21 protein-coding genes and 5 pseudogenes are annotated in these 20346 nt (G+C 58.2%); 16 read left to right on the top strand and 10 right to left on the bottom strand.

Translation table 11 applies throughout. From position 1 onward, the window contains the following. The 5 genes and pseudogenes from INS80_RS19535 to INS80_RS19215 all read right to left on the bottom strand — a co-directional run. Positions 1 to 131 (bottom strand): annotated as a pseudogene (locus tag INS80_RS19535) (DUF736 family protein); the annotation flags it as partial. A gap of 154 nt (positions 132 to 285) precedes the next feature. Next, positions 286 to 671 (bottom strand): annotated as a pseudogene (locus tag INS80_RS19440) (DUF3768 domain-containing protein). 88 nt (positions 672 to 759) lie between these two features. Continuing rightward, positions 760 to 924, bottom strand: a pseudogene (locus INS80_RS19435) (DUF6330 family protein); the annotation flags it as partial. A gap of 93 nt (positions 925 to 1017) precedes the next feature. After that, positions 1018 to 1908 (bottom strand): ArdC family protein, encoded by an 891-nt coding sequence (locus tag INS80_RS00835; protein WP_226892512.1) that lies wholly within the window; start codon positions 1906 to 1908, stop codon positions 1018 to 1020. Positions 1909 to 2028: 120 nt separating this feature from the next. Further along, a pseudogene (locus INS80_RS19215) lies at positions 2029 to 2515 on the bottom strand (hypothetical protein). A gap of 444 nt (positions 2516 to 2959) precedes the next feature. Between INS80_RS19215 and INS80_RS00830 the strand changes: the two are divergent. Together INS80_RS00830 and INS80_RS00825 are read left to right on the top strand one after the other, a co-directional pair. Continuing rightward, a complete protein-coding gene (locus INS80_RS00830; protein WP_027264271.1) occupies positions 2960 to 3310 on the top strand; it encodes an MbcA/ParS/Xre antitoxin family protein in 351 nt (116 codons plus the stop codon). Beyond that, on the top strand, positions 3310 to 3828 hold the full coding sequence (locus INS80_RS00825; RefSeq protein WP_226892500.1) for an RES family NAD+ phosphorylase: 519 nt from the start codon (positions 3310 to 3312) through the stop codon (positions 3826 to 3828). Before INS80_RS00830 ends, INS80_RS00825 begins: the two co-directional genes overlap by 1 nt. Before the next feature lie 167 nt (positions 3829 to 3995). Here the strand turns inward: INS80_RS00825 and repC are convergent, their stop codons facing one another. The 4 genes from repC to INS80_RS00805 all read right to left on the bottom strand — a co-directional run bounded on the left by repC (position 3996) and on the right by INS80_RS00805 (position 8710). Further along, complete coding sequence (gene repC, locus INS80_RS00820) at positions 3996 to 5051, bottom strand: plasmid replication protein RepC (RefSeq protein WP_085870099.1); 1056 nt, start codon at positions 5049 to 5051, stop codon at positions 3996 to 3998. Between the two features lie 240 nt (positions 5052 to 5291). Then, entirely contained in the window at positions 5292 to 6260 is a 969-nt protein-coding gene (gene repB / locus INS80_RS00815; protein WP_223229246.1) for a plasmid partitioning protein RepB, read from the bottom strand. Then, entirely contained in the window at positions 6260 to 7459 is a 1200-nt protein-coding gene (gene repA, locus INS80_RS00810; protein ID WP_043754158.1) for a plasmid partitioning protein RepA, read from the bottom strand. The genes repB and repA overlap by 1 nt, the downstream gene beginning before the upstream one ends. 342 nt (positions 7460 to 7801) lie before the next feature. Then, entirely contained in the window at positions 7802 to 8710 is a 909-nt protein-coding gene (locus tag INS80_RS00805; protein WP_043754160.1) for a recombinase family protein, read from the bottom strand. A 226-nt stretch (positions 8711 to 8936) separates the two neighbouring features. On the opposite strand from INS80_RS00805, the gene INS80_RS00800 reads away from it, so the two are divergent. The 3 genes and pseudogenes from INS80_RS00800 (at position 8937) to INS80_RS00785 (ending at position 12232) form a co-directional block, all read left to right on the top strand. Then, the gene (locus tag INS80_RS00800; protein WP_192963732.1) at positions 8937 to 10004 is read left to right on the top strand and encodes a hypothetical protein; all 1068 of its coding nucleotides are present in this window, start codon (positions 8937 to 8939) and stop codon (positions 10002 to 10004) included. Positions 10005 to 10318: 314 nt separating this feature from the next. Next, a pseudogene (locus tag INS80_RS00795) lies at positions 10319 to 11500 on the top strand (alpha/beta hydrolase family protein). A 9-nt stretch (positions 11501 to 11509) separates the two neighbouring features. Further along, the gene (locus INS80_RS00785; RefSeq protein WP_226892499.1) at positions 11510 to 12232 is read left to right on the top strand and encodes a hypothetical protein; all 723 of its coding nucleotides are present in this window, start codon (positions 11510 to 11512) and stop codon (positions 12230 to 12232) included. 6 nt (positions 12233 to 12238) lie between these two features. Here the strand turns inward: INS80_RS00785 and INS80_RS00780 are convergent, their stop codons facing one another. Further along, a complete protein-coding gene (locus INS80_RS00780; RefSeq protein WP_278829616.1) occupies positions 12239 to 12640 on the bottom strand; it encodes a MerR family transcriptional regulator in 402 nt (133 codons plus the stop codon). 95 nt (positions 12641 to 12735) lie between these two features. Between INS80_RS00780 and INS80_RS00775 the strand changes: the two genes are divergently transcribed. From INS80_RS00775 to INS80_RS00725, 11 genes are all read left to right on the top strand, one after another. After that, complete coding sequence (locus INS80_RS00775) at positions 12736 to 13143, top strand: mercuric transporter MerT family protein (RefSeq protein WP_192963728.1); 408 nt, start codon at positions 12736 to 12738, stop codon at positions 13141 to 13143. A 12-nt stretch (positions 13144 to 13155) separates the two neighbouring features. Further along, a complete protein-coding gene (locus INS80_RS00770; RefSeq protein ID WP_192963727.1) occupies positions 13156 to 13461 on the top strand; it encodes a heavy-metal-associated domain-containing protein in 306 nt (101 codons plus the stop codon). Between the two features lie 22 nt (positions 13462 to 13483). Next, entirely contained in the window at positions 13484 to 13774 is a 291-nt protein-coding gene (gene merT, locus INS80_RS00765; RefSeq protein ID WP_192963726.1) for a mercuric ion transporter MerT, read from the top strand. Between the two features lie 246 nt (positions 13775 to 14020). Continuing rightward, a complete protein-coding gene (merF, locus tag INS80_RS00760; protein WP_192963725.1) occupies positions 14021 to 14260 on the top strand; it encodes a mercury resistance system transport protein MerF in 240 nt (79 codons plus the stop codon). 33 nt (positions 14261 to 14293) lie between these two features. Beyond that, complete coding sequence (locus INS80_RS00755) at positions 14294 to 14446, top strand: hypothetical protein (RefSeq protein ID WP_192963724.1); 153 nt, start codon at positions 14294 to 14296, stop codon at positions 14444 to 14446. Positions 14447 to 14473: 27 nt separating this feature from the next. Continuing rightward, entirely contained in the window at positions 14474 to 15823 is a 1350-nt protein-coding gene (locus INS80_RS00750; protein ID WP_192963723.1) for a dihydrolipoyl dehydrogenase family protein, read from the top strand. A gap of 51 nt (positions 15824 to 15874) precedes the next feature. Then, positions 15875 to 17332 carry a mercury(II) reductase gene (gene merA, locus INS80_RS00745; RefSeq protein WP_423806104.1) on the top strand — a complete coding sequence of 486 codons (1458 nt, stop codon included), beginning with the start codon at positions 15875 to 15877 and terminating at the stop codon, positions 17330 to 17332. 4 nt (positions 17333 to 17336) lie between these two features. After that, positions 17337 to 17603 carry a hypothetical protein gene (locus INS80_RS00740; RefSeq protein WP_192963721.1) on the top strand — a complete coding sequence of 89 codons (267 nt, stop codon included), beginning with the start codon at positions 17337 to 17339 and terminating at the stop codon, positions 17601 to 17603. Then, positions 17572 to 18462: a patatin-like phospholipase family protein gene (locus INS80_RS00735; protein ID WP_192963720.1), complete on the top strand. Its 891-nt coding sequence runs from the start codon at positions 17572 to 17574 to the stop codon at positions 18460 to 18462. Before INS80_RS00740 ends, INS80_RS00735 begins: the two co-directional genes overlap by 32 nt. A gap of 40 nt (positions 18463 to 18502) precedes the next feature. Continuing rightward, the gene (gene merB, locus INS80_RS00730; protein ID WP_192963719.1) at positions 18503 to 19204 is read left to right on the top strand and encodes an organomercurial lyase; all 702 of its coding nucleotides are present in this window, start codon (positions 18503 to 18505) and stop codon (positions 19202 to 19204) included. Further along, the gene (locus tag INS80_RS00725) at positions 19201 to 20043 is read left to right on the top strand and encodes a cytochrome c biogenesis CcdA family protein (protein WP_192963718.1); all 843 of its coding nucleotides are present in this window, start codon (positions 19201 to 19203) and stop codon (positions 20041 to 20043) included. Before merB ends, INS80_RS00725 begins: the two co-directional genes overlap by 4 nt. The last annotated feature ends 303 nt before the right edge of the window (positions 20044 to 20346 follow it).

The raw sequence follows: 20346 nt of genomic DNA, 5'->3' as shown, positions 1-20346 counted from the left end.
ACAGCGATGCTGGCCTTCAGATGCGCGATGTTCTCGGGGTCATAGGTTTCCGGCGAGTGGCTGCGCACATTTGCGGGATGCGAGACCAGATCGCCGATGGCGACGGAGACGGGTTTGAAGCTTGTGGTCATGGCGTTTCCTTTTCGGTGGGTTTGGAGCGGCCCGCGCATTCAGATGCGCGGCCAATCCCCGTCTTCAGGGATCACCACGACAAAAGGCCCGCTTTGCCTTTTTGGGGGCAGCGGGCCTTCATCGTCTGAGATGTCAGGGGAGGCGTCCCCTGCCCTACCAGTCGCGCGCCAGCATGATGGTCAGCACGCGCATGGTGGTGCGGGATTGTCCGGGGCCTCGGCGCCATAGCGGAAGTCGGAATCCGCTTCGTACAAATCCAGTTTCCAGAACACGGTCTCGCCGCGGACCTCGACCGCCGAAATCATGCCATCCTTCGGGATCGTTCTCGGGCTCGAAGGTCTCGAACATGCCCGTGGCCTTCACCGCCTCGGCCATGAAGCCGTCACCGGCATTCATAATTGAGCGGGTGACATGCATGCGCCCTGAATAGACTGGGCGGTTGGCACACCGAGGCACGCGAGCTTGCGAAACGCGTCGTTCTGCGCTGCGATCACACTCGGATCAGGGCGGTCTGTCTGGGGTTGTCCTGTCATGGACATGGGGTGCTCCTTTGAGAAGTTGAAACACCTTCCAAAAGCCAGCTTTTTCTTTTTCCCCTGGCGGCAGGACAGAAGCAGAAGGGGCCCTACCGAACAATCGCTTGGGTCTGTAATTCGGGTTGGGGATGGTTTCGATCCAGCCGCCTTGGTCCGTGATGCTCTCGAGTGCCGCCGAGAGCGGGTAAGCGCCCTCGGACGGGCTCCACCAATAGGCACCGCGTTTGAAGGTGATGATCTTGCGGCGGCCATCTTTGAGTTCGCGCTGGTCCGCGAAGCGGCAAACTGTCCGGGGACAGTTTGAGGCAAGAACGGGCGGAGCCCGGCCACCCGCAGCGTCTTGGGTTCCTTACGTGACATGGGCGTCTCCGTTCTCCCTGTGGTCAGGCGGCCTTGGCTCGGCCCCTGCCCTGCCCGCCTCCGATCTGGCGATCAGGTAATCACAGGCGCGCTGCGCATCCGCGGCGTGCTTGAAGATCGCACCCTTGTCCGACCGAAGAACGCGCAACCAGTTATGGAGGTAGGCAGCATTCATCTCGAGCGTATGCGCCGTAAAGCCGAGCGTCTGACCCAGGAACACCGAGGTCAATTCCGCGACGATCTCCTCGCGCGCGTAAGAGGTGTTGCCAAACTTCGAGAACCCGAAATCACGGTTCAGTCGATGCCGGGCCTTCGTGGCATGGGCCAGCTCATGCGCCCAGACCCCGTAGAAATTGCGCGGGTCCTGGAACCGCGTGATGGATGGCATGTAGACCTTGTCCACGGGGGGCAAATAGTACGCCTCCGTGCCCGTGAAGACGGTCGTGATGTCGATGGCATCGAAAAACGCCTGCATGTGCGGGATGGGCTCGGACGGCGGATGCTCGGGCGCGGGCTCCGGTCTGGGGAAGAAGCTGTCGGGCAGGCCATCGATCTGGCAGGCATTGAACACGCGGTAGGATTTCTGGAAGCGGAAGATGCGGGCTTCCTCGGAGCGATCATCGCCATCGCTGCGGTCGTCCTCGCCGCCCGCGTCTTTCCGGCTTTGGCCGTAATAGACGACGACAGAGGATTCTCGCCCTTGCGGACCTTTGCGTCCAACGCATTGGCCTGAGGCAGAGGTCATCCAGAAGGGAGAGCTGTGGCCCGCCATCACGGTCCGCATCGTCAGCAGGAAGTTGTTCACCCCCTGGTAGGGTTCGCCGCCCACGCGCAGGGGGCGTGAGCTGCCGCCTGCGGTCCAGGGCTTGCGCCACGGCAGGACGCCGCGCTCGATGATGCGGATGATTCGTTTGTGATGACCTCGGAGGCATCGAATTTGGGCGTGGGGGATCGGGCCATGGCTGGCCTCCTTTCGAATGTTTGTGAGAGGGAGTGGTGATCAGATTGACTGACGGGGCCGCGGATCGTTGACGATCCTCGCGCCGAGCCGCTCGACCGTGTCGATGTAGGTGGTCAGCGAGACGCACCTGCCGGCACCTGAAAGGTCAGGATCGACAGATCTGTCCCGCGCCACCCGCGGCAAGTTCGCGAATGCGATAACATCGGTGACGGGTCGGATATCGATGAACGGGGTCCCTCGTGCGACCGCAAGAGCGGCCAAGGGGAAAGCGTTCGATCGGCGCGAAAGTCGACACTGTGGTCCAGCCGAGATGAAGGAACGTCCCACCCTCCCCGCAGATCACATGCGCGTTTGGCAATAATGCCGCCGGCCTGAGGTAGCCAAGATCGCGCAGGACGGTCTCGCGCTCGAGTTGCCGCGATAGCGCCGTATGGCCAGTTCTGCGCAGCTCTCTATGCCGCCACCAGGAGGCGGCGGTTGTGCGGAGCACGCGCAAGACACCTGTTTCCATTAGAATGCCCTTCATTAGGAAAGACAGACCGGAATCCGGTCCGGACCCATCCGAGGGACCCCAAAGGCCCTCATCCGTCAGTCACAAAACCCGAAGGACACTTTTACTTTTCAGCAGCCAACTGGTCCGGGGTAACGGCCGAGGGTCCGACACCACCGCGGACCCCAGTGACGGCATGCAGTAAGTGGCGGTTTCGATCCAAGATCGGCAAGCCATATCGGCAACTCCGGCCCGACTGCTGCAGTCTTTCTCATATTATCAATAGCTTATCTGACGTTCTCGATCGGCAAAAGCGCTCCAACGGTGACCTCTCAGGCCCAAAGATCAGGATTTGCTTCGTTCAGAGCACTGCAGCGTTACGGATAAGCACGGGAAACGAAGGCGCAGCGCCTCCTGTCAGCTTGAATTTCAGCGATGTTGCCGCTATATACCGTCAGTATCACCGTAGGAGCATAGATCATGCACATCACGAACTTTGCTGAAGCTGGGCAATTCGAACCGCGCAAGATCGCCGCGGTGCTACGCACATCAGCAGAAGAGATCGCATTGACCGTCGGCTTGGGCAAAGACGCGTTGCAGAGGCGAGCCCGCATCGGTTCGGACAAGACGCAGCGCCGCCTGCGCGAATTGGTAGAGGTGCTGAACAAAGTTGAGCCCCGCTTCGGCTCGGAACTGATGGCCTATGCATGGTACCGGTCAGAGCCCCTGCCCGGCTTTGATGGCCGGACAGCCATGCAGCTGGTGCAGGAAGGCAAAGCTCAGCAAGTTCTGGAATACATCGATGCGGTCGATGCGGGCGTCTTTGCCTGATGCCGTTGAAAGATGGACGCTACACAGGGCCACTCTATCGCGCCCTGAACCCGGTCTATGCGCGTGAACCTCTGTCCGGACGAGGCGCTGAACTCTATGGAGGGCGCTTTAACGCCAAGGGCACCCCTGCCCTCTACACCTCGCTGGATCCCGCGACCGCTCTTAGAGAAGCCAACCAGGTAGGCAGCCTGCAACCCACGATCCTGGTGTCCTACAAAGCCGACCTTGGGCCTATTTTCGATACCCGCGATCAGGACAAGCTCGAACGGTATGGTGTGACCGAGGCGATGCTTGCCGACTCTGCATGGCGCATGAAGATGCTCGATGGCCAATTGGTACCGACACAGGAGCTAGCACGCGCCCTTATAGCAGATCGGTTTGCGGGGCTTCTGATCCAAAGCTTTGCGAAGGTGCGTCATCAACGGACTTCAACATCGTCCTGTGGGCCTGGACTGCCAACAAGGGTTCTTTGGAAGTGGTGGATGACGAAAAGCGGCTGTCGCGCATGTGAGTTGTGAGACTTGGTGCCGGATCTGTCCACCGCGGTGGACATCGGCGGGTCGGAGGTACATGGATTGACTGTGTAGTATCGCCCTAGTGGAATTTGGCTCTGTCGCTTTGATGCATGTGGCGAGACCGCGCGTCATTGGACTAGTTGATGGCCAGACGTCCACCGCGGTGGACACTAGGCGGTTTGCATAGCAGTTTTGGATAGACGCTTGATCAAAGCCACTGGATCAAACTGGTCTTGACGTTGGCCCAAGGTGATACTGTGAAAGTACGCTCCAAAATCCCTGATGCGTTGTCCAAGTTGTAGCATGATGAAGATCGCGCATGACGCTTTCTGAGCTCCTACTGCATTCTTGGCTTTCTCAAATGTTTCTGGGTGAATCCCCATCATGGGTGCAAGAGTTCGAGCATGGTTTTCAATGTCCAACCAGTCTCTAAGTCTCTCTGTGGAGAACGATGTCGCTTGATCGCAGACTGAGGTTAGCAAGTCTGGTTTCAGAGCTTCATTGCCTGTGTTGCTATCTAAATCTTTTTTTTCTTCTTCAGACATAGATTGGTGCCGGACAGTTTGTCCGTCATTGGCGGGCAACTCCACAGTTTCTGGTGGGTTATCTGGGGTATACAAAGTCTGGCATTCTTTGTCCGTGTCGGCGAGCAGCGCGTGGTATTCGGTAAGGCTCAGCTTCCTGCGTAGAGCTCTCCGTGCGTGGTTGATGAATGTGTTGCTGGGATCATGCTCTTCCAAATGGGCGAGCTTTGTCAGGATCTGTTTGCGGACAAATATCCGATCCCGCCGGTTATTTTCCATCTCATGTGCGATGGCGATAAGCTCGCTCGCACGTTGGAGGAGGGGGGTTAGAGACAGTCCATAGCTGATGCATTCCCCGCTGGATGAGCGAACGCGGTAGCGCTTTCTGTTCGAGCTGTCATTGCGTTTGATGAACCCGAGTTCGACGAAGCGGTTGATGTGCCTGCGGAGTGTCCGTTCGTCGATTCCGCCGACGCGCTGGCAAATCGAGTCGTTGGACGCGAAAACCGTTTCGCCATGGCCGGGCTTCAAGAAACTGAGCATGGCTTGAAGTGTTTGGATATGGCCAGGACGCAGACCGAATACGCTACGTGCATCTCTTAGTGCCCTGAAGATGGTCCAGATGTCGGTTTCAGCCGCAGAAATTGAGCCGCGTGATGCATCAGCATCAGCGGTTCTGATCGATAGTTTTGTAAATGCCATGGTTTCTTCACGACGACCGTTCGGCCCACAACTTCCCAGTCTCTTCCCGAGATTTCGCTCAGAAAAAGGCAATAAAAACCCGTCCACCGAATCGGTGACTCTTGACCGGTTTGCTGGAGGTTGCTACATCATGAGTGCTAATCGAATGATGAGGGCTCTCCAGGGGAAACTTTGGGGGGCTCTTTTCTTTCTGGTCTTCGCTTTTCTCCTCTGCTCGAGTTACTCTGTGTGGCTCGGGGCTTAGGACCCAGAGCCGCTCTCATTCCGCCACTGTTCGAAGAGCTTCAAAAGCGCTGCCTCCGCGCGCTCTTCGATCCATTGGCCGAATTCTGGGTTGTCCTTCTTGGTGATCTTGATAGCGATCGTTTTCTGGTCGACTGTCAGCGTTCCCACAGAGCTACCGTCCCCATCTTTGACAACGGACGTTAGGCTGCGGTTGGCTTGCTTCTTGTCGCTACGCGCCTTGTTCGAGCAAGCCGAGTAGACTGCCTGAAACTTATCCGCGCTTGGAGTGTCGTCGGGCAGGGCGGCGATCACCTCTTTGGCTGTGTTCACCAGATCTATCTTTTTCGACAAAGCGGCCAGGTCACCCCATTGCCGTCGTCCGATGCCATGTGCCGGCCCGATCAGCTGTACAAGCCCTTCTGGCAGTTGCTCTATGACGACGCGATGATTGGACACGCCCTGCCGTGTCAAGCCGAGAGCATCCTGAATGACGTTTGGCTTGTAACCTGATTCCTGCATCTCTTTGATAAAAAGAGATTTCTCAATGAAAGACGGGTCTAGTCGGAGGTTGTTCTCTTGGCCCTGTGCGATCAGAGATGCGTCGTCATCCAGGCTTCGAACGATCGCCTTGACCGTTCCGCCGACCATGCGGATCGCTGCGAGCCTGCGTCGTCCGTAGATGATACGGTATCTGTCCGGTTGCGCTGATGGACGGACCATAATTGGTACTTGTTGCCCATGCTTGCGAATGCTTTCGGCCAACTCATCAATACTGGAATCCTCCAGCACCAACCGATCGCGCAGACCATCCATGTCAATCTGATCGGGCTCGATGTCACGGATCGAATTCGCGGTAATCTCGCGCAAAGAGTCGCGCAATCCGCCAACAGATCCTGGCAGTTTTGCTGCTTTTGGCGGGGTAGGGGAGGGGGCCGCGCTCTCCTTCTCGTCCTTTGGAGGCTGATTGAAGATATTTCGGGCCATCAGCGACGCCCCCATGCCATTTGGATTGTCTGTTCCAACTCATCTCCAACGCCATTCACGCTGGTCAGAGCGCGATCAATCGTTTTTCTAATGAATTGGCTCGGATCAACTTCGTAGACGGTTTGCTGGGTCATACCGGCGTCCGAGATTGCTGTAGATTTCAGCATTGGCTCAGTCATGACCTGTCCGGCCAAGATCGATCTCAGGTAGCCCGCCATCTGGGTCTGAGGCCCGTCCGACGGCTCGTATCTCGTGATCAAGAACTTTACGAAGTCCCATGTAACGCGCCTGCCAATGGCTTCTTCGACAGCCTTTACCGTTTCCGAAGCAAGTTTCAGGAACTGGCTCATTGAAGCAATGTCGAGCATGCCAGGCACGACCGTTACTAGGAGTCCCGTCGAGGCTGCCAACGCCGTTAGGGTCAGAAAGCCAAGTTGAGGTGGGCAGTCGATCAGAACGATGTCGTAATTCGCCTCTACTTCCTCAAGCGCTAAGGCAAGACGCTCCGCAAATATGGGTTGCACCCGGCGGGCGAGGGCGTTTGCCGTCTCAGTTTCGTATTCCGAGAGCATCAGGCCCGCTGGGACCATATCGAGCTTATGGAAGTAGGTTTTTTGGATGACGGCTGAGAGCGGAACTTGTTCCTCATATCTCAGGGCATCATAGATTGTGCCGCCTTCGGCGAACTCGAGCTCTGGCCGAAAGCCGAAAAAGGTGGTCAAACTTGCCTGCGGATCGAGATCCAAGACCAACACTCGGTAACCTCGCAAAGCATACCGTTGTGCAAGATGGATCGTTGCTGTTGTTTTTGACGATCCGCCTTTGAAATTGACGACAGATATCACCTGGAGACGATCGCCTTCACGTCGACCGGGGCGGTAGCTTTCTGCGTTCTTTCCGGTGCGCCCCAGAATGTCGCGCAGCTTATCGATCTCTTGGGCTGTGTAGAACCGGTGTCCGCGGTTGTCTGTATGAACTTCCGGGAAGCTGCCGTCCTTGTGCCGGTTGCGCAGGTTAGATGTGCTAACGCGCAGGAGGCTGGCAACTTCGGTAGAACTGAATCGGCGCAGGGACTTTCGTTCTTCGGGCTCGAAAGCGATCTTCATCTGGCGATCCAAAGATTCAGCCAGATTGTCGGCAAATGCTCCGATGTCGGAAGAGCCTATGCCTTGCGCGTATCCAACGTTACGATCATCCATGTCCTGCCGCCCACTCTCGGCCTCTGTTGAGGCTCTTGGTCATTCTGACGGTGTACAGCGCGACTGACGCGTTTTACCGTCAGAATGGGAATGCCACGATCAAGTGAGTCCGGCAAGAAGAATCTAGATGTAGTGTGAAAGTTATCCACAGCACCAATACGTACAGTCACATCAAGATAACTGCAAGTTGTTGATTTTATGGTGATAAATCCAAAAGACCGTGCTTCAAGCCATTCATGGGGATTGTTTGGATGGTATTGGCTAAACCCATGCAACCAATGGCACAATTGACCTTCTGACGGTGTTTAGAGCGATAGATTCAGCTGTTTGAGCCTCTGCTAGTTACAGTTGGGAGTGAGCCGATTCTGATGAAATTAGGCCAAGCCGCTCCGCTCGTTCGAGCAACATTTTGACCGAAGACGGCTGCCAGCTGGCACGACCTCGAGGGGTCCGTTCGCGCATCGACTCTAGCCGATCGCAGATCGCCTGCAGCGTGATTTCGGGGTCCGCGCCTTTGATCGCTGCGACGATGGCCGGCAGGCGGTCATCGGTTTCGCGGCGTCCGGCGCGGCCAAGCACCTCGGCAGGAAGGAACCCGTCGCGCACATATGCCTTCACAGCGCGGAGCAGTCGGCCTTGTGTCCAATGGTGATCTGGGGGCAGGGGGGCATTGATAATTCGCAGCACGTCTTCCCAAGCCATATCGGGGCGCAGGCGGCGCACATGAGGCACCCAATCCTGCGCGGTCTCGTTCAGGCGTTCCATATAGCCGTCCTGCCGTGCCAGCCGCACCTTGCGCAGCGCGGCGGGATCCTTGGCGCGTAGCCCTGGGTTGCCGCCTACGCGCCCTTTGGCGCGCGCAGAGGCAAGCCCGGCCTTTGTGCGCTCGCGGATCAGAGCGCGTTCGAACTCAGCCGCAGCGCCCAGAACCTGCAACGTGAACTTGCCCTGGGGCGAGGCAGTGTCGATCGGGTCCTGGAGCGAGCGGAAGAACGCCCCCTTTCCCTCCAGTCTTTCGATCACCTCCAGCAAGTGCGACAGAGATCGCGCAAGCCGGTCGATCCGCACAACGACCAGCGTATCGCCGCTCTGGACGCGTTCGAGCACGCGTGCCAGCACCGGTCGCGCGCGATTGCCGCCCGAGGCGTGCTCTTCAAAGATCTCGGCGCATCCCGCAGACTGCAGGGCCTCAGACTGGGGCAGGGGGGTCTGATCCTCTGTGGAAACACGGGCGTAGCCTATCAGGGGCATGAAAACGGGCCGTTTGCAATTTTATGTATCATCAATAAACGACCATTTGTAAACGAATGCAAGCAAGTGTTCTCTCGTCGTGCTGGCGCACAATCCCTTGGTTTCCTTGCGCTGAGCGCGATCTGAGAGGTTCCGCCGGCGGTCGCGCGCGCATACTACATAAAGAGCATGGGCAATGACCATAAAACTGCTTGGGTAATGTGCATAATAATAGTATTTTGCATATATGAAGCCGCAAGCATCTACTTTTCTTGATGATTTCGACGACCCCCTCATCACTGTCGAGGGGGATGAGGAGACTCACGAAGACGACCTCTGGTTCCTGCCGGGGCCGCTCGAAGAGGGACCGGATGATTTGCCTCCCGGGCCACGGGCGGAACCGCCTGATACCGCGGTCATCGACGATTGGGCAAAGGCAGAGGGGGCTCACTCTGCGCGGCTGGCAAAGGTGGCTGGACGCTTGGGTGCGCTGGATGACCGGTTGCTGCGTGGCCCGAATGGCTGGCGAAACAGACTGGCACTGATCGAGGCGGCAGACGTCAGCTGGCTTGCAGGGGATCGGGTGAGTTCTGACCGCCTCGCTCTTTGGATATCAATGCGATTGTCTGGCGCGCAGGATGATCCGGAAGCGCTGGCCCGAATTGGGTGGGCTGTTCGTCGCCTGACAGGTGGTCCCGGCCCGAAGGTCGATCTTGCAGCGTTTCTTGACCGCCGCGATCCCGAGAACATCGAGGACAGCGCCGAGCGTTTCGAAGATCGCGCTCGCGGATGGCTAGCTGTGATGACGGCAGCTTCCGATCTGCACCCAATTACACGCGCCTGTATGGGATATCACCTTTGGAGCATGGCGGGTCTCGGGCAACACGGCGACCAGATCGAAGCGGCCGTCACAGCTGCCAGGATCGCGGCCAGCGACGGAAGCGGTGCCATCTTTGCACCGCTGGCCATGGGTGGGGCAGGGGGGCTGCGTGCCTCCGGCTTGCCGTTAGAGCGGTTGGACCGCTGGCTAGATGGCATGGACAGCGCCATTTTGACTGCGATGCGTCACCTGGATGGTATTGAAGAATGGGGCGTTCGCGCGAAGAGCGCGATGGCGCAACTGTCGGGTCGTACACCTGTAGCTTTGCGCAAAGTCCTCACGGAATGGCCTTTGGCCTCGGCTCCTATGGCCGAGGCCTTGACCGGTGCGAGCCGGGCTGCTGTGCAACGCAATCTGATCAGGCTGGAAGAAAGGGGCTTGATCCGTGAGATGACAGGGCAGCGGCGCTTTAGGATGTGGCGGATCGACATCTAGGTGCTTTGACAAACCCGGCGCCAACCCGGCCTTGCGGGAAACAGCCATTCGTTCTGCGCGCAGATAACGACGGCAGAGAGCCCCAAGTTGTGAATTCGAACTTCTCGCTGCGCTCGCCTGAAGCGAAAAAATGCTGCAGTTGCCAAAAATTTGATGCTGCCAAGCAGCAGAAGAACCGGTCGCTCAAGAAGCGTACGGCGATGCTGGCAATAGCAACCTACACCTTGCGGGACAAATCCGTCCCTACCTGACATTACATGTACGCGCGGTCTTGACGGGTTGAGTGGGCAGCGAAGTGCCCATCTTTGCATCTTATGAAGCAGCTCGCATTTGAAAATAAGGGTAAGGGCTTGATCAGCGCGACCAGATGGACACTGCGCAAACCGGCCCCCGAAGAGAACCCCTTGACTCTGTACTCACTACAGGCCGTAGGACTGCCATTGAGATATTCGGAACTGATCAAATCTGGCAAAGCATTGACGCAACAATATGAAACAACCAACCGTAAACATCGGCGAACTCTTTGGTCCGTATGCCGCAGCTCTGTCGTGTCTGTTATGATAGCCTCGGCGACAGCAGCGTCTGCGCAGCAGGGTACCGAGCAAAACGCGCCCCAAGCGCTCCTGACTTCGACGGAGGTGTCGCTGTCGATTGGAGCCGACGTTCTCGAGACGCTGCCTTTGCTCAACAACGATGCTTTGGCCCGCGTGAGAATCCGGGAAATAACATACGATAGCGGCGGGCTGCCAGTGGCCGGTTTTCTTTTTGAACCAAACGCTCCTGGTCCGCATCCGGCCATTATCTACAATCGCGGCGGATACGGTACATTCGGCATGCTCGCCCCTAATCTAGATTTTTTGCAACTTGTTGATTTGGCGGCGGAAGGGTTTGTTGTGGTGGCGAGCCAATACCGGGGAACCGCAGGAGCCCCTGGCCACGATGGGTTTGGAGGCGAAGATGTCGGAGATGTGCTTTCGCTGATTGATGTGTTGGATCGACTAGAGTCGGTCGATGCGGACCGTATTGGGGTGATGGGCCATAGCCGCGGCGGCTTGATGACATATCTTACCGTGACAAGAACAAATCGTATCCACGCCGCCGTCGTGATGGCCGGACCAACTGATCTTCGGGCAGGATTGGAAGCCCGGCCGGAAATGATGCGGGTCTATGCGGAAGCTATTGACCGGCAAGGTGCGGAGCTTGAGATTGAACTCGATGCTCGCTCAGCACTCAATCTCGTCGATAAATTTCCGTAGACCACTCCGCTTCTTATCCTGCACGGCACCGCAGACTGGCGTGTGCCTCCTTCGGACTCCCTAAGGCTATCAGAAACTTTATTGGACCGCCGCGTGCCCTTCCGGCTCGTTATGCTTGAAGGCGGTGATCACAGCATGTCCGAATTCGAGCTTGAAGTTCAGATCATGGTCCGGGACTGGTTCGATCGCTACCTCAGCCCCGATGCGAAGTTACCCAACCTCGCGCCGCATGGGCCGTAGGTGGTTGCGATGATGAACGAGACTTTCAAGTCGGATACCAAAAGCCAAGGGCAAGAATCTGCAGAGAAGTATTCATCCAAGTCGACGTCGCGGCTTACTTCTTTGCTGCGCTGGTCCGTGCTGATTGCTGCAATCTTGCTGCTCAATTTCCTGCTTGGAAAGGGTTTTACCGAACTTATCGAAGGACAGCTTGATGCCGGATTGTCTTCAGGGGTCTGGTTCGGCGTTGCTGCCCTCGTCGTCTACGCCTTGCTACTGGCAATTCCATTTGTCCCCGGTGTGGAAATCGGAATCGCACTCCTCATCATGCAAGGACCAGCGATCGCGCCCTTCGTGCATGCTGCGACTGTAGCGGGATTGTTGATTTCTTTCGCAATCGGGTGGGCCTTCGCGACAACATTGCCGTGCAAGTTTTTGGACACAATGGGGCTCCACCGCGCTTGCGCCTTTGTAGACGCGATGAAGGTGATGAGCCGTCAAGAGAGGCTAGAGTACCTCAATGCGGCGGTGCCGCGGTGGATTGGGCGATGGATATTGCGGTATCGCTATGTGCTGCTGGCCGTGTTGATCAACCTGCCCGGCAATAGCTTGATTGGTGGAGGTGGTGGAATACTGCTGGTTGCGGGGCTGAGCCGGTTGTTCTCACTGCCCTCTATCTTGGTTACGGTGATCCTAGCGACGGCACCGGTTCCGCTGGCCGTCTGGTTAATTGGCGTGGACATTCTCAAGTGACGTCTTTCATGCCACTTCGGTCAGCGCGTCAATTACGGGACACTCGGGTACGTTGTCGCCGGTGCATTGCGCCACGGTAGAAGACAAGACGTGCTCGATTCGCTTGAGATCGGCAATCTTGGTGCGAACCGAGGTAAGATGCGTATTTGCAAGAACTTGCATTTCGCCACAGGTCTGAGCGCCTCCATCGACAAGCGCCAAGAGATCGCGAACCTCTTCCAGCGTGAACCCCAATTCACGCGAACGCATAATAAAGCGCAGCCGCGTGACATGACTGTCATCGTAGACGCGGTAGTTTTTGCTGGAGCGTGGCGGCTCAGGCATGACGCCTATGTTCTCGTAATAACGAATGGTCTCCAGGTTACATCCTGTCATCTGCGCCAATTCTCCGCGCCGAATGATCTTCACAGGTTTATGATGTTTTTTCAAAATTACCCCCTTGAGCCTGTACCAACTACAGACACTAGTTTGAAAACATCAATGAGGCAAGGACGATTCGAATTATGACTGAAACCACATCTACAGGCCGGGAGACGGCATTCGACGAAACGCCGGGTGCCGATAAAAAGGCATGGGCAACAACCGGTCTGGGGGTGCTGGGCGCGCTGGCGATGACCTCGTGCTGCATCCTGCCGCTGGTGCTGGTGAGCTTCGGCGTCACCGGCGTGTTCATCGCCCAGTTGGGCGCCCTCTACCAATACAAGTGGATCACCTTCGCGCTGAGCGCCGCGTTCATCGGCTACGGCTTTTACAAGGCCTACCGCCCGATACCGGCCGAATCATGTGCCGATGGAACCTGCGCGCGGCCCATGAACCGAACATTCATGCGATCCATTCTTTGGATTGCAACCGCCATCGTCGCCGTCGCGATGATCTTCCCCTATCTCACCCCATACTTCCTGTCCTACTGAAAGGCTTAAACCATGAAAAATCTTCACCTCGTTCTTGCGACGCTTGGAATGTTCGCAGCAATCCCGGCCACCGCAGATGAACAGCGCATCAATGTTGGTGTTGGCGAACTGACCTGCCCGTCCTGCTCCTTCACGGTGGCGGCGGCGATGCGTGGGGTGCCAACGGTCGAAATCGTCGACTTCCTTGAGGGGGAGACGTGGGGGGAAGGCATCTATGTGGTCGCTTACGACGATCAGGCGGCCAGTCCCGATATGATCATCAACGCGGTTCTTGCCAACGGCTATCCAGCTGAAGTGCTTCAGTCAGGCGACTCCTGAGGGTTGAAGGAGGGCGAGGGCCATGGATGACAAGCACATGGGGGGTCTTCTGGCCTTCATCATTGCCGCGCCGATCATGGTGATCTGTTGCGGTGGCGGCGGTGTCATCCTTGCTGCCATTCTCGGCGGCATAGGCGGGTGGCTGACCGGGCTCGGCGGCATCGCCACGGTGGTCGCTGCCTTCGGTGCAGTGCTGCTGGTTCGGGAGATCCGTCGGCACCGCGCCGCAAAGGCCGATGGCGCGCAGGACGAGACCTGCTGCCTTCCCAAAGCCAAGGTCGCGCCCGGCTCCGCCGATATCGGACACCGGTAGGATGTCGGCCTGGTCGGCAATCGGCAAGGTTGCCGGGGTGGTCGCCTTTCCCGTGGTGTTCGGCGGTTGCTGCGGCGGTGGTGGAGCCTTTCTTCTCGGATCCGGCGCGATGAGTGCTCTCGGCACCTGGCTCGGCGGCGGAGGTTTGGTCGCCGCGGTAGGCGTCGGCCTCGTAGTCGCCTATGCAATCAGGCAAGTAATTCGCCGCCGGACCCGATGTTCGGTAGAAACAGAATTGGAAAGTTCATGAGTTCAGACGACAAATCCCCCAATACTCTCCTAAAGGTTGGCGTGATCGGCACGATCGTCGCTGCACTGTGCTGCTTCACACCTGTCTTGGTGGTCCTTTTCGGCGCGGTCGGCCTGGCTGCAGTTGTGGGATACCTGGACGCTGTGTTGTTCCCCGCATTGGGGATCTTCATCCTACTGACAATTTACGCACTTTGGCGGAAAAGCGCCCGCAATTCGGCATCTCAAAGGAACTGACATATGATGAATTCTGCAAATGAAATGATGCCAATGGCACCGCAGATGATGGGGTGCTGCTCATTCGGATTTTTTGGCTTGTTCGCCGGCCTCATCTCCATGGCAACGCCCCTGATCGCGGTTGCCGCGATTGTATACCTGCTTGCAAAACGCCCGCAGGCCGCCGTCCGCCCGAATGAAGCCTAAGACGAAAGCCAGGTAGGTAAGCAGAATATGAAGAGTAGTTACGACCTTATCGTCATCGGCGGTGGAACTGGCGGCAATGGTGTCGCCCGGATGACGGCGAACGCCGGATGGAGCGTCGCCAGCATCGACAGCGAGCCCCATGGCGGCACCTGCGCATTGCGGGGCTGCGACCCCAAGAAGATGCTGATCGCGGTCACCGAGGGCGTCGAGTGGGCGGAAAACATGAAAGGCAAGGGCCTGGAGGCGCAACCTGCGGTCAACTGGCCCGACATGACCGCTTTCAAACGCACCTTCACCGACTCTATGCCACTACGCATCGAAGCCGGGCTGGAAAAGGCGGGGATCGACGTCTTGCACGGGCAGGCACGGTTTACCGGTCCCGATACGATCGAGTTGAACGGCGAGACCCTGAGGGCGAAGTATTTTCATATCGCCACAGGTGCCCGGCCGATGACGCTGAACATCCCAGGCGAGGAGTATCTTGCCACCAGTACCGAATTCCTGGAACTGCCTGAGCGACCGAACCGCATCGCCTTTGTCGGCGGCGGCTTCATTGCCATGGAATTCGCGCATATCGCCAAACGCTCTGGCGCAAGCGAAGTCACTGTGCTGGAGATGATGGACCGCCCCTTGGGTCCTTTCGATCCCGACCTGGTCGCAATGCTTGTCGAGGCGACCGAAGAGCTGGGCGTCGATCTGCGCACTAAGGCGAAGGTGGCAAAAATTGAAAAGCAGGGCGACGAATTTTTGGTCACCGTGGAGCGTCCCGACGGCACCGAAACCGTGACTTGCGATCTGGTGGTGCATGGCACAGGCCGGGTGCCCAATATCGACCGACTGAATCTTGAGGCTGCCGGCGTCGAATACACACGCCGTGGCATCAAGGTGAACACCGCAATGCGCACCAGCAATCCGGCGATCTTCGCCGCCGGCGATTGCGCCGACAGCGGGCTGAATCTGACCCCGGTCTCGGCGGCAGAGGGACGCGTCGCGGGCAAGAACCTGCTCGCCGGTAAAGACGCGCGCAAGGTCAAATACCCGCCGATCCCGTCGGTTGTCTTCACCCTGCCGATGGTTGCCACCCTAGGCTTGTCGGAAGCGGCAGCCAGGGAACGGGGTCTGACGTTCGACACGCATTTCGAGAAGACCGAGGGCTGGTATTCGTCGCTGCGCGTCGGCGCGAAGCGGACCGCCTACAAGGTTCTTGTCGAACGGGGCAGCGGGCAAATACTCGGCGCGCACCTGATCGGACCAGGAGCCGAGGAGCAGATCAATCTTTTTGCCATGGCTATGGGTGCCGGGCAGACCGCAAATCAGATCAAGGCGATGATTTTCGCTTATCCCAGTTACGCCTCCGACATCGGTTCGATGGTGTGAAACGAAATTTGACCGGTCCACGAGGACGGCACCGGTTGTCAAGAAAAGGAAATGAAAATGGACCAAACTGTAACGAAAGACGACTGCTGCACTCCCAGTGAAACCGGCGATGACAATTACGATCTCATTGTCGTGGGTGCTGGCTCTGCCGGGTTCTCCGCCTCCATCACCGCCGCCGAGGCTGGAAAACGGGTTGCACTCGTTGGCGACGGCACAATCGGCGGAACTTGTGTGAACGTCGGTTGCGTGCCGTCCAAGGCGATGATCCGCGCCGCCGAAGCGGTGCACGGTGGCGCATCCGCTGCCCGATTCCCCGGCATCTCGCCATGTGAACATGCCGTGGACTGGCCAACCGTGGTGAAAGGCACCGCCGATCTGGTCGCGGAAATGCGGGACAAGAAATATATCGCCTTGCTGCCCGCCTATGACAACGTCACCTATATAGAGGAAGGCGCGGCGCGGTTGGTCGAGGGCGGCGTTGCGGTCGGCGGACGTGTCCTGTCCGCACCGCGCGTACTGGTCGCCACCGGTTCGCGCCCGCATATGCCGAATATCGACGGGATCGAAACCGTAGAAACGCTAGATTCTACCAGCATGCTAACGCTGCCCACCCGCCCTGAGAGCATCATGGTGCTGGGCGGTGGTTATATCGGTTGCGAAATTGCGCAAATGGCGTCGCGACTGGGCGTGAAGGTCACTTTGGTGACTCGCTCGCGTCTTTTGCCCGGAGTAGAGCCAGAAGTCGCAGAAGCCCTGACCGATGCGCTGAGGGCGGAGGGCATATCGGTGGAGACCGGGTTGACCTATCGCTCGGTGTCGCAAGGCGACGACGGTGTCATTCTGTCGATCGAGCGTGACGGCCAAGTCGAGACACTCACGGCAGAGCGTTTGGTGGCAACCACGGGCCGTGTGGCGAATACCGAAAACCTTGGGCTGGCAGAACTGGGTATCGAGACCAACGCGCGCGGGTCCATCACCATCGGTGAAGACATGGCCACTACGCTGCCCGGTGTTTGGGCAGCGGGGGATGTCACCGACCGCGACCAATTCGTCTATATGGCGGCCTACGGCGCCAAAGTGGCAATCAACAACGCCCTTGGACTGCAGCAGATGCGCTATGACAATGCCACAATGCCCTGGGTCGTGTTCACCGACCCGCAAGTGGCCGGTGTTGGGCTGTCGGAGGCGGAAGCGAAGGCTGCAGGGCACGAGGTCAAGACAAGCGTAATCACACTCGACAACGTGCCACGTGCCGCCGCCGCACGAGACACCCGCGGCGTGATCAAGCTCGTGGCTGACGCCAAAACCGACCGCCTGCTGGGCGGCCAGATTGCGGCACCCGAGGGCTCCGACACGATCCAAACGCTGGCTATGGCGCTCAAGTTCGGGATGACCACCAAGGCGCTTGGCGAAACGATTTTCCCATACCTGACCACCGTAGAAGGGCTGAAACTTGCCGCACAGACCTTCGACAAGGACGTAGCCAAACTCAGTTGCTGCGCGGGGTGACGGGATGAATGAGACTGGTGGCAAGAAAACTCTGGCGGCACTGATCGGGCTCAAGCTGGTCTGTTGCGGCGGGCTCATTCTGGCTGTCGGAGGGTTTTCGCTTGGCGGTTTTTTGTCGCTGATAGATCAGCCAGTGGCCAAAATCGGAGGCGTGCTCCTTCTGGTATTGGCGGCGGGCTGGTTAGTGCGGCGGACGCTTTCGAACAGACCAAACCGTGGGTCGCTGAACGAAGGCGGGCATGCCCATGAACACCGCCGAGACATTGCCTGACGGTGACGCCAGCCGGGTCTGTTTGACCTGCGGCGACACGGCGCTTGTCCTCTGTGGCGGCGGCGGCCACGGGGCTCTGGAAGTCGGATTCGTCCGCGCACTGTCGGATCTTGGCATCGGGTACGACCGGATCCTCGGAACCTCGATCGGTGCCGTGAATGGTGCGTTTCTGGCGGGTGGCATGTCCGTCGATGACCTTTCTGATCTGTGGCGAACGGTTCGGCTGCGACAAATGCTGCGGCCAAATTGGAGTTGGGTTCTGCACCCGCGCTCCCGACCCGGCCTGCTGTCGCTCGGCGCCTTCGGCCAGTGGCTGGAACGAAAGCTTCCCGTTCGCCGGTTCGAGGACTTGCGCATCCCGTTGACCATCGTCACGACTGACCTGATCACCGGCAAGGCCTGTTACTGGGAAGGGTCAGGCGACATCGTAACGCCGCTTCTTGCCTCCGTCAGCCTTCCCGGCATCTTCCCGCCGGTTGAGTTGGGCGGGCATCCGCACATCGACGGTGCCGTCGCCGAAAACGCGCCGCTGGTACGCGCGGCCGCGACCGGGGCGCAGCGGGCATTGATGATCGACTGTGCATGTTCAAACCCCTGCAAATTGGCGCCATCCGGACTGATCGGCACCATTGGCCGCGCCTTCGAAATCGCCCTCGCGCGCAAAGATCGAGCCGAATTCAAGCTGCATCAGCGCCGGATGGAAATTGTCCGGATTGTCCCCGATTTTGACGACGAACCGGGCATATTGAACCTCTCCCGGACGCCGTCCCTGCTGGAGACGGGATACCAGCAATCGGTGGCGGCATTGTCTCGGCTTCCCAAACCGGTCGTCAGAATTGCGACTGCGGACGTTGGTTAGGCCTAGGAAATTCAGACACGTGGAACTTAAGGAGAAACCAGTGACGAACAGCACTGAAAGCATATTGCCAGACACTTCGGTCTTTAAGGACCCGGTACTCCGGAATATCCTGCCCGAGCTAATGAGCGAATCCAGATTTGCAGAGCGCTGGGATGGTCTTTCGGGCGCGCCGAGGCAGGCGCATCTAACAATCCTGCAGTCTTATATGACAAACGGCGCGCCGCCCCCGGCGTCGCAGTTTTCCGCGGAGGTACTTGCCGAACTGGCACGGCGCGATCTCGTGCATGTCCGGAACGGAGAGATCGCTCTCGCATATCCGTTTTCGACCAGCCCAACCGATTTTCTGGTTCGCTTGGGGGATGTCACAGTCTACGCCGTCTGTGCCGTTGATGCGCTCGGCACCCCTGCGATGGTCCGCAAACCTGCCGAGATCGTCTGCAACTGCCCAACCTGCGGGGCCCGCGTCTGCCTGAACGTTTCGTCGGATGGCCTGACAGTCGAAAATGCCTCGACATCCGACCCTCGGGTCTGGGCCGGGGTCGTGGCGGTCGAATCCTGCGCCGCAGACAGCCAATGCAAGTCGATGCTGCTGTTCTGCAGCCCCGAACATCTGGACACCTGGAAACGATCCCAGCCGCAATCCGCGCGGGGGTTTGACCTGTCGCTGGCCCAGGGTGTGCAACTGGGCGCTGCGGTCTTTCGGCCTTTCCTGCATGCCCAAACCAGTACGGCTGCGTCATGAGTTCCCTCGTCATCTATGGATTCACCGCCGGCGCGGTTGCGACGGTCAACCCCTGCGGTTTTGCGCTTTTGCCCGCGTGGTTCGCCCGAGAAATGGCGGAGCACGAAGGTCGTCCTGCAGGAGAGCGCCTAATCCGCGCGGTAATTTCAGCAGGGCTGGTATCGCTTGGGTTCGTCTTGATCTTTGTGATTGCCGGTGTTCTTCTGGCCGCCGGGTCCGAGTGGCTTGGTCCAGCGTTGCCATGGATTGGTGTCGTTCTGGGAGCGATGTTGGCACTGATCGGCATCAGCTGGATTGCGTCGGTCCGGCTTCCTGGGCTTCCCGTCATTGAAACCTGTCGCAAGGTCAGCACGCGCTACGGAGCGTTCGGATTTGGTCTTTCATACGGACTCGCCTCTATCTCCTGCACGCTACCAGTGTTTATGTCGGTTGCCGGGCTGTCCTTTCTTTTGGAGAGCGAAATTTCATTGGCTGGATTTTTGGCCTATTTGGCCGGAGCGACCGCAGTGCTGACACTTGTGGCAGTGGGAGGAACGCTGGTTGGATCGGGTTTATCCACGCTTGTACAAGGTCGCGTCGGCCTCTTGCGACGAACGGCTGGAGCAATGACCTTTTTGGCCGGCCTATATATCGCCCTCTACTGGGGGAGGCTTTTCCTGGATGAAGCTTCATGGGCAGACCAACTTATAAATTCTGTAGTCGGATTTTCCTCACGAGCAAGCATGTTACTATCCTCGGGAACTGGGTTGCTCATCTTGTTTTTTGGAATCGCTGCACTTGTCGTGAGCGGATGGATAGCGTGGGTCAGGAACCTGCAGCGCAAAAAGGCAGATGCCTGAGATACCCAAACCGGTGGGTATCCCGATTTGGTTAGGCGCGTTGGCGATTTCTTGGGCAGTCTACTCGCATCTGCAATCGCGGGTATGCTTGATCGGGGCTAGTATCGCTTGGAGATTGCGGCATTGGCGACCATGTGAACGTTACTCTAAAGCTGGCCAAGTGGCTCAAGGATGAAATCAAAACATATGACATCAGAAGCAGAAATACCGCCAAAGGAAGACAAGGGGCCGAGCCGTGTTTTGATCGGTGGTATCGGGTTGCTTGCCCTGCTTAGTGCGTCGTGCTGCGTTTTACCTATTGGC

It is taken from the genome of Phycobacter azelaicus (genome assembly GCF_014884385.1).
Lineage (GTDB): Bacteria > Pseudomonadota > Alphaproteobacteria > Rhodobacterales > Rhodobacteraceae > Phycobacter > Phycobacter azelaicus.
Note: the sequence above shows the minus strand (reverse complement) of the source record. Positions and strands in the feature narration are given on the sequence as shown.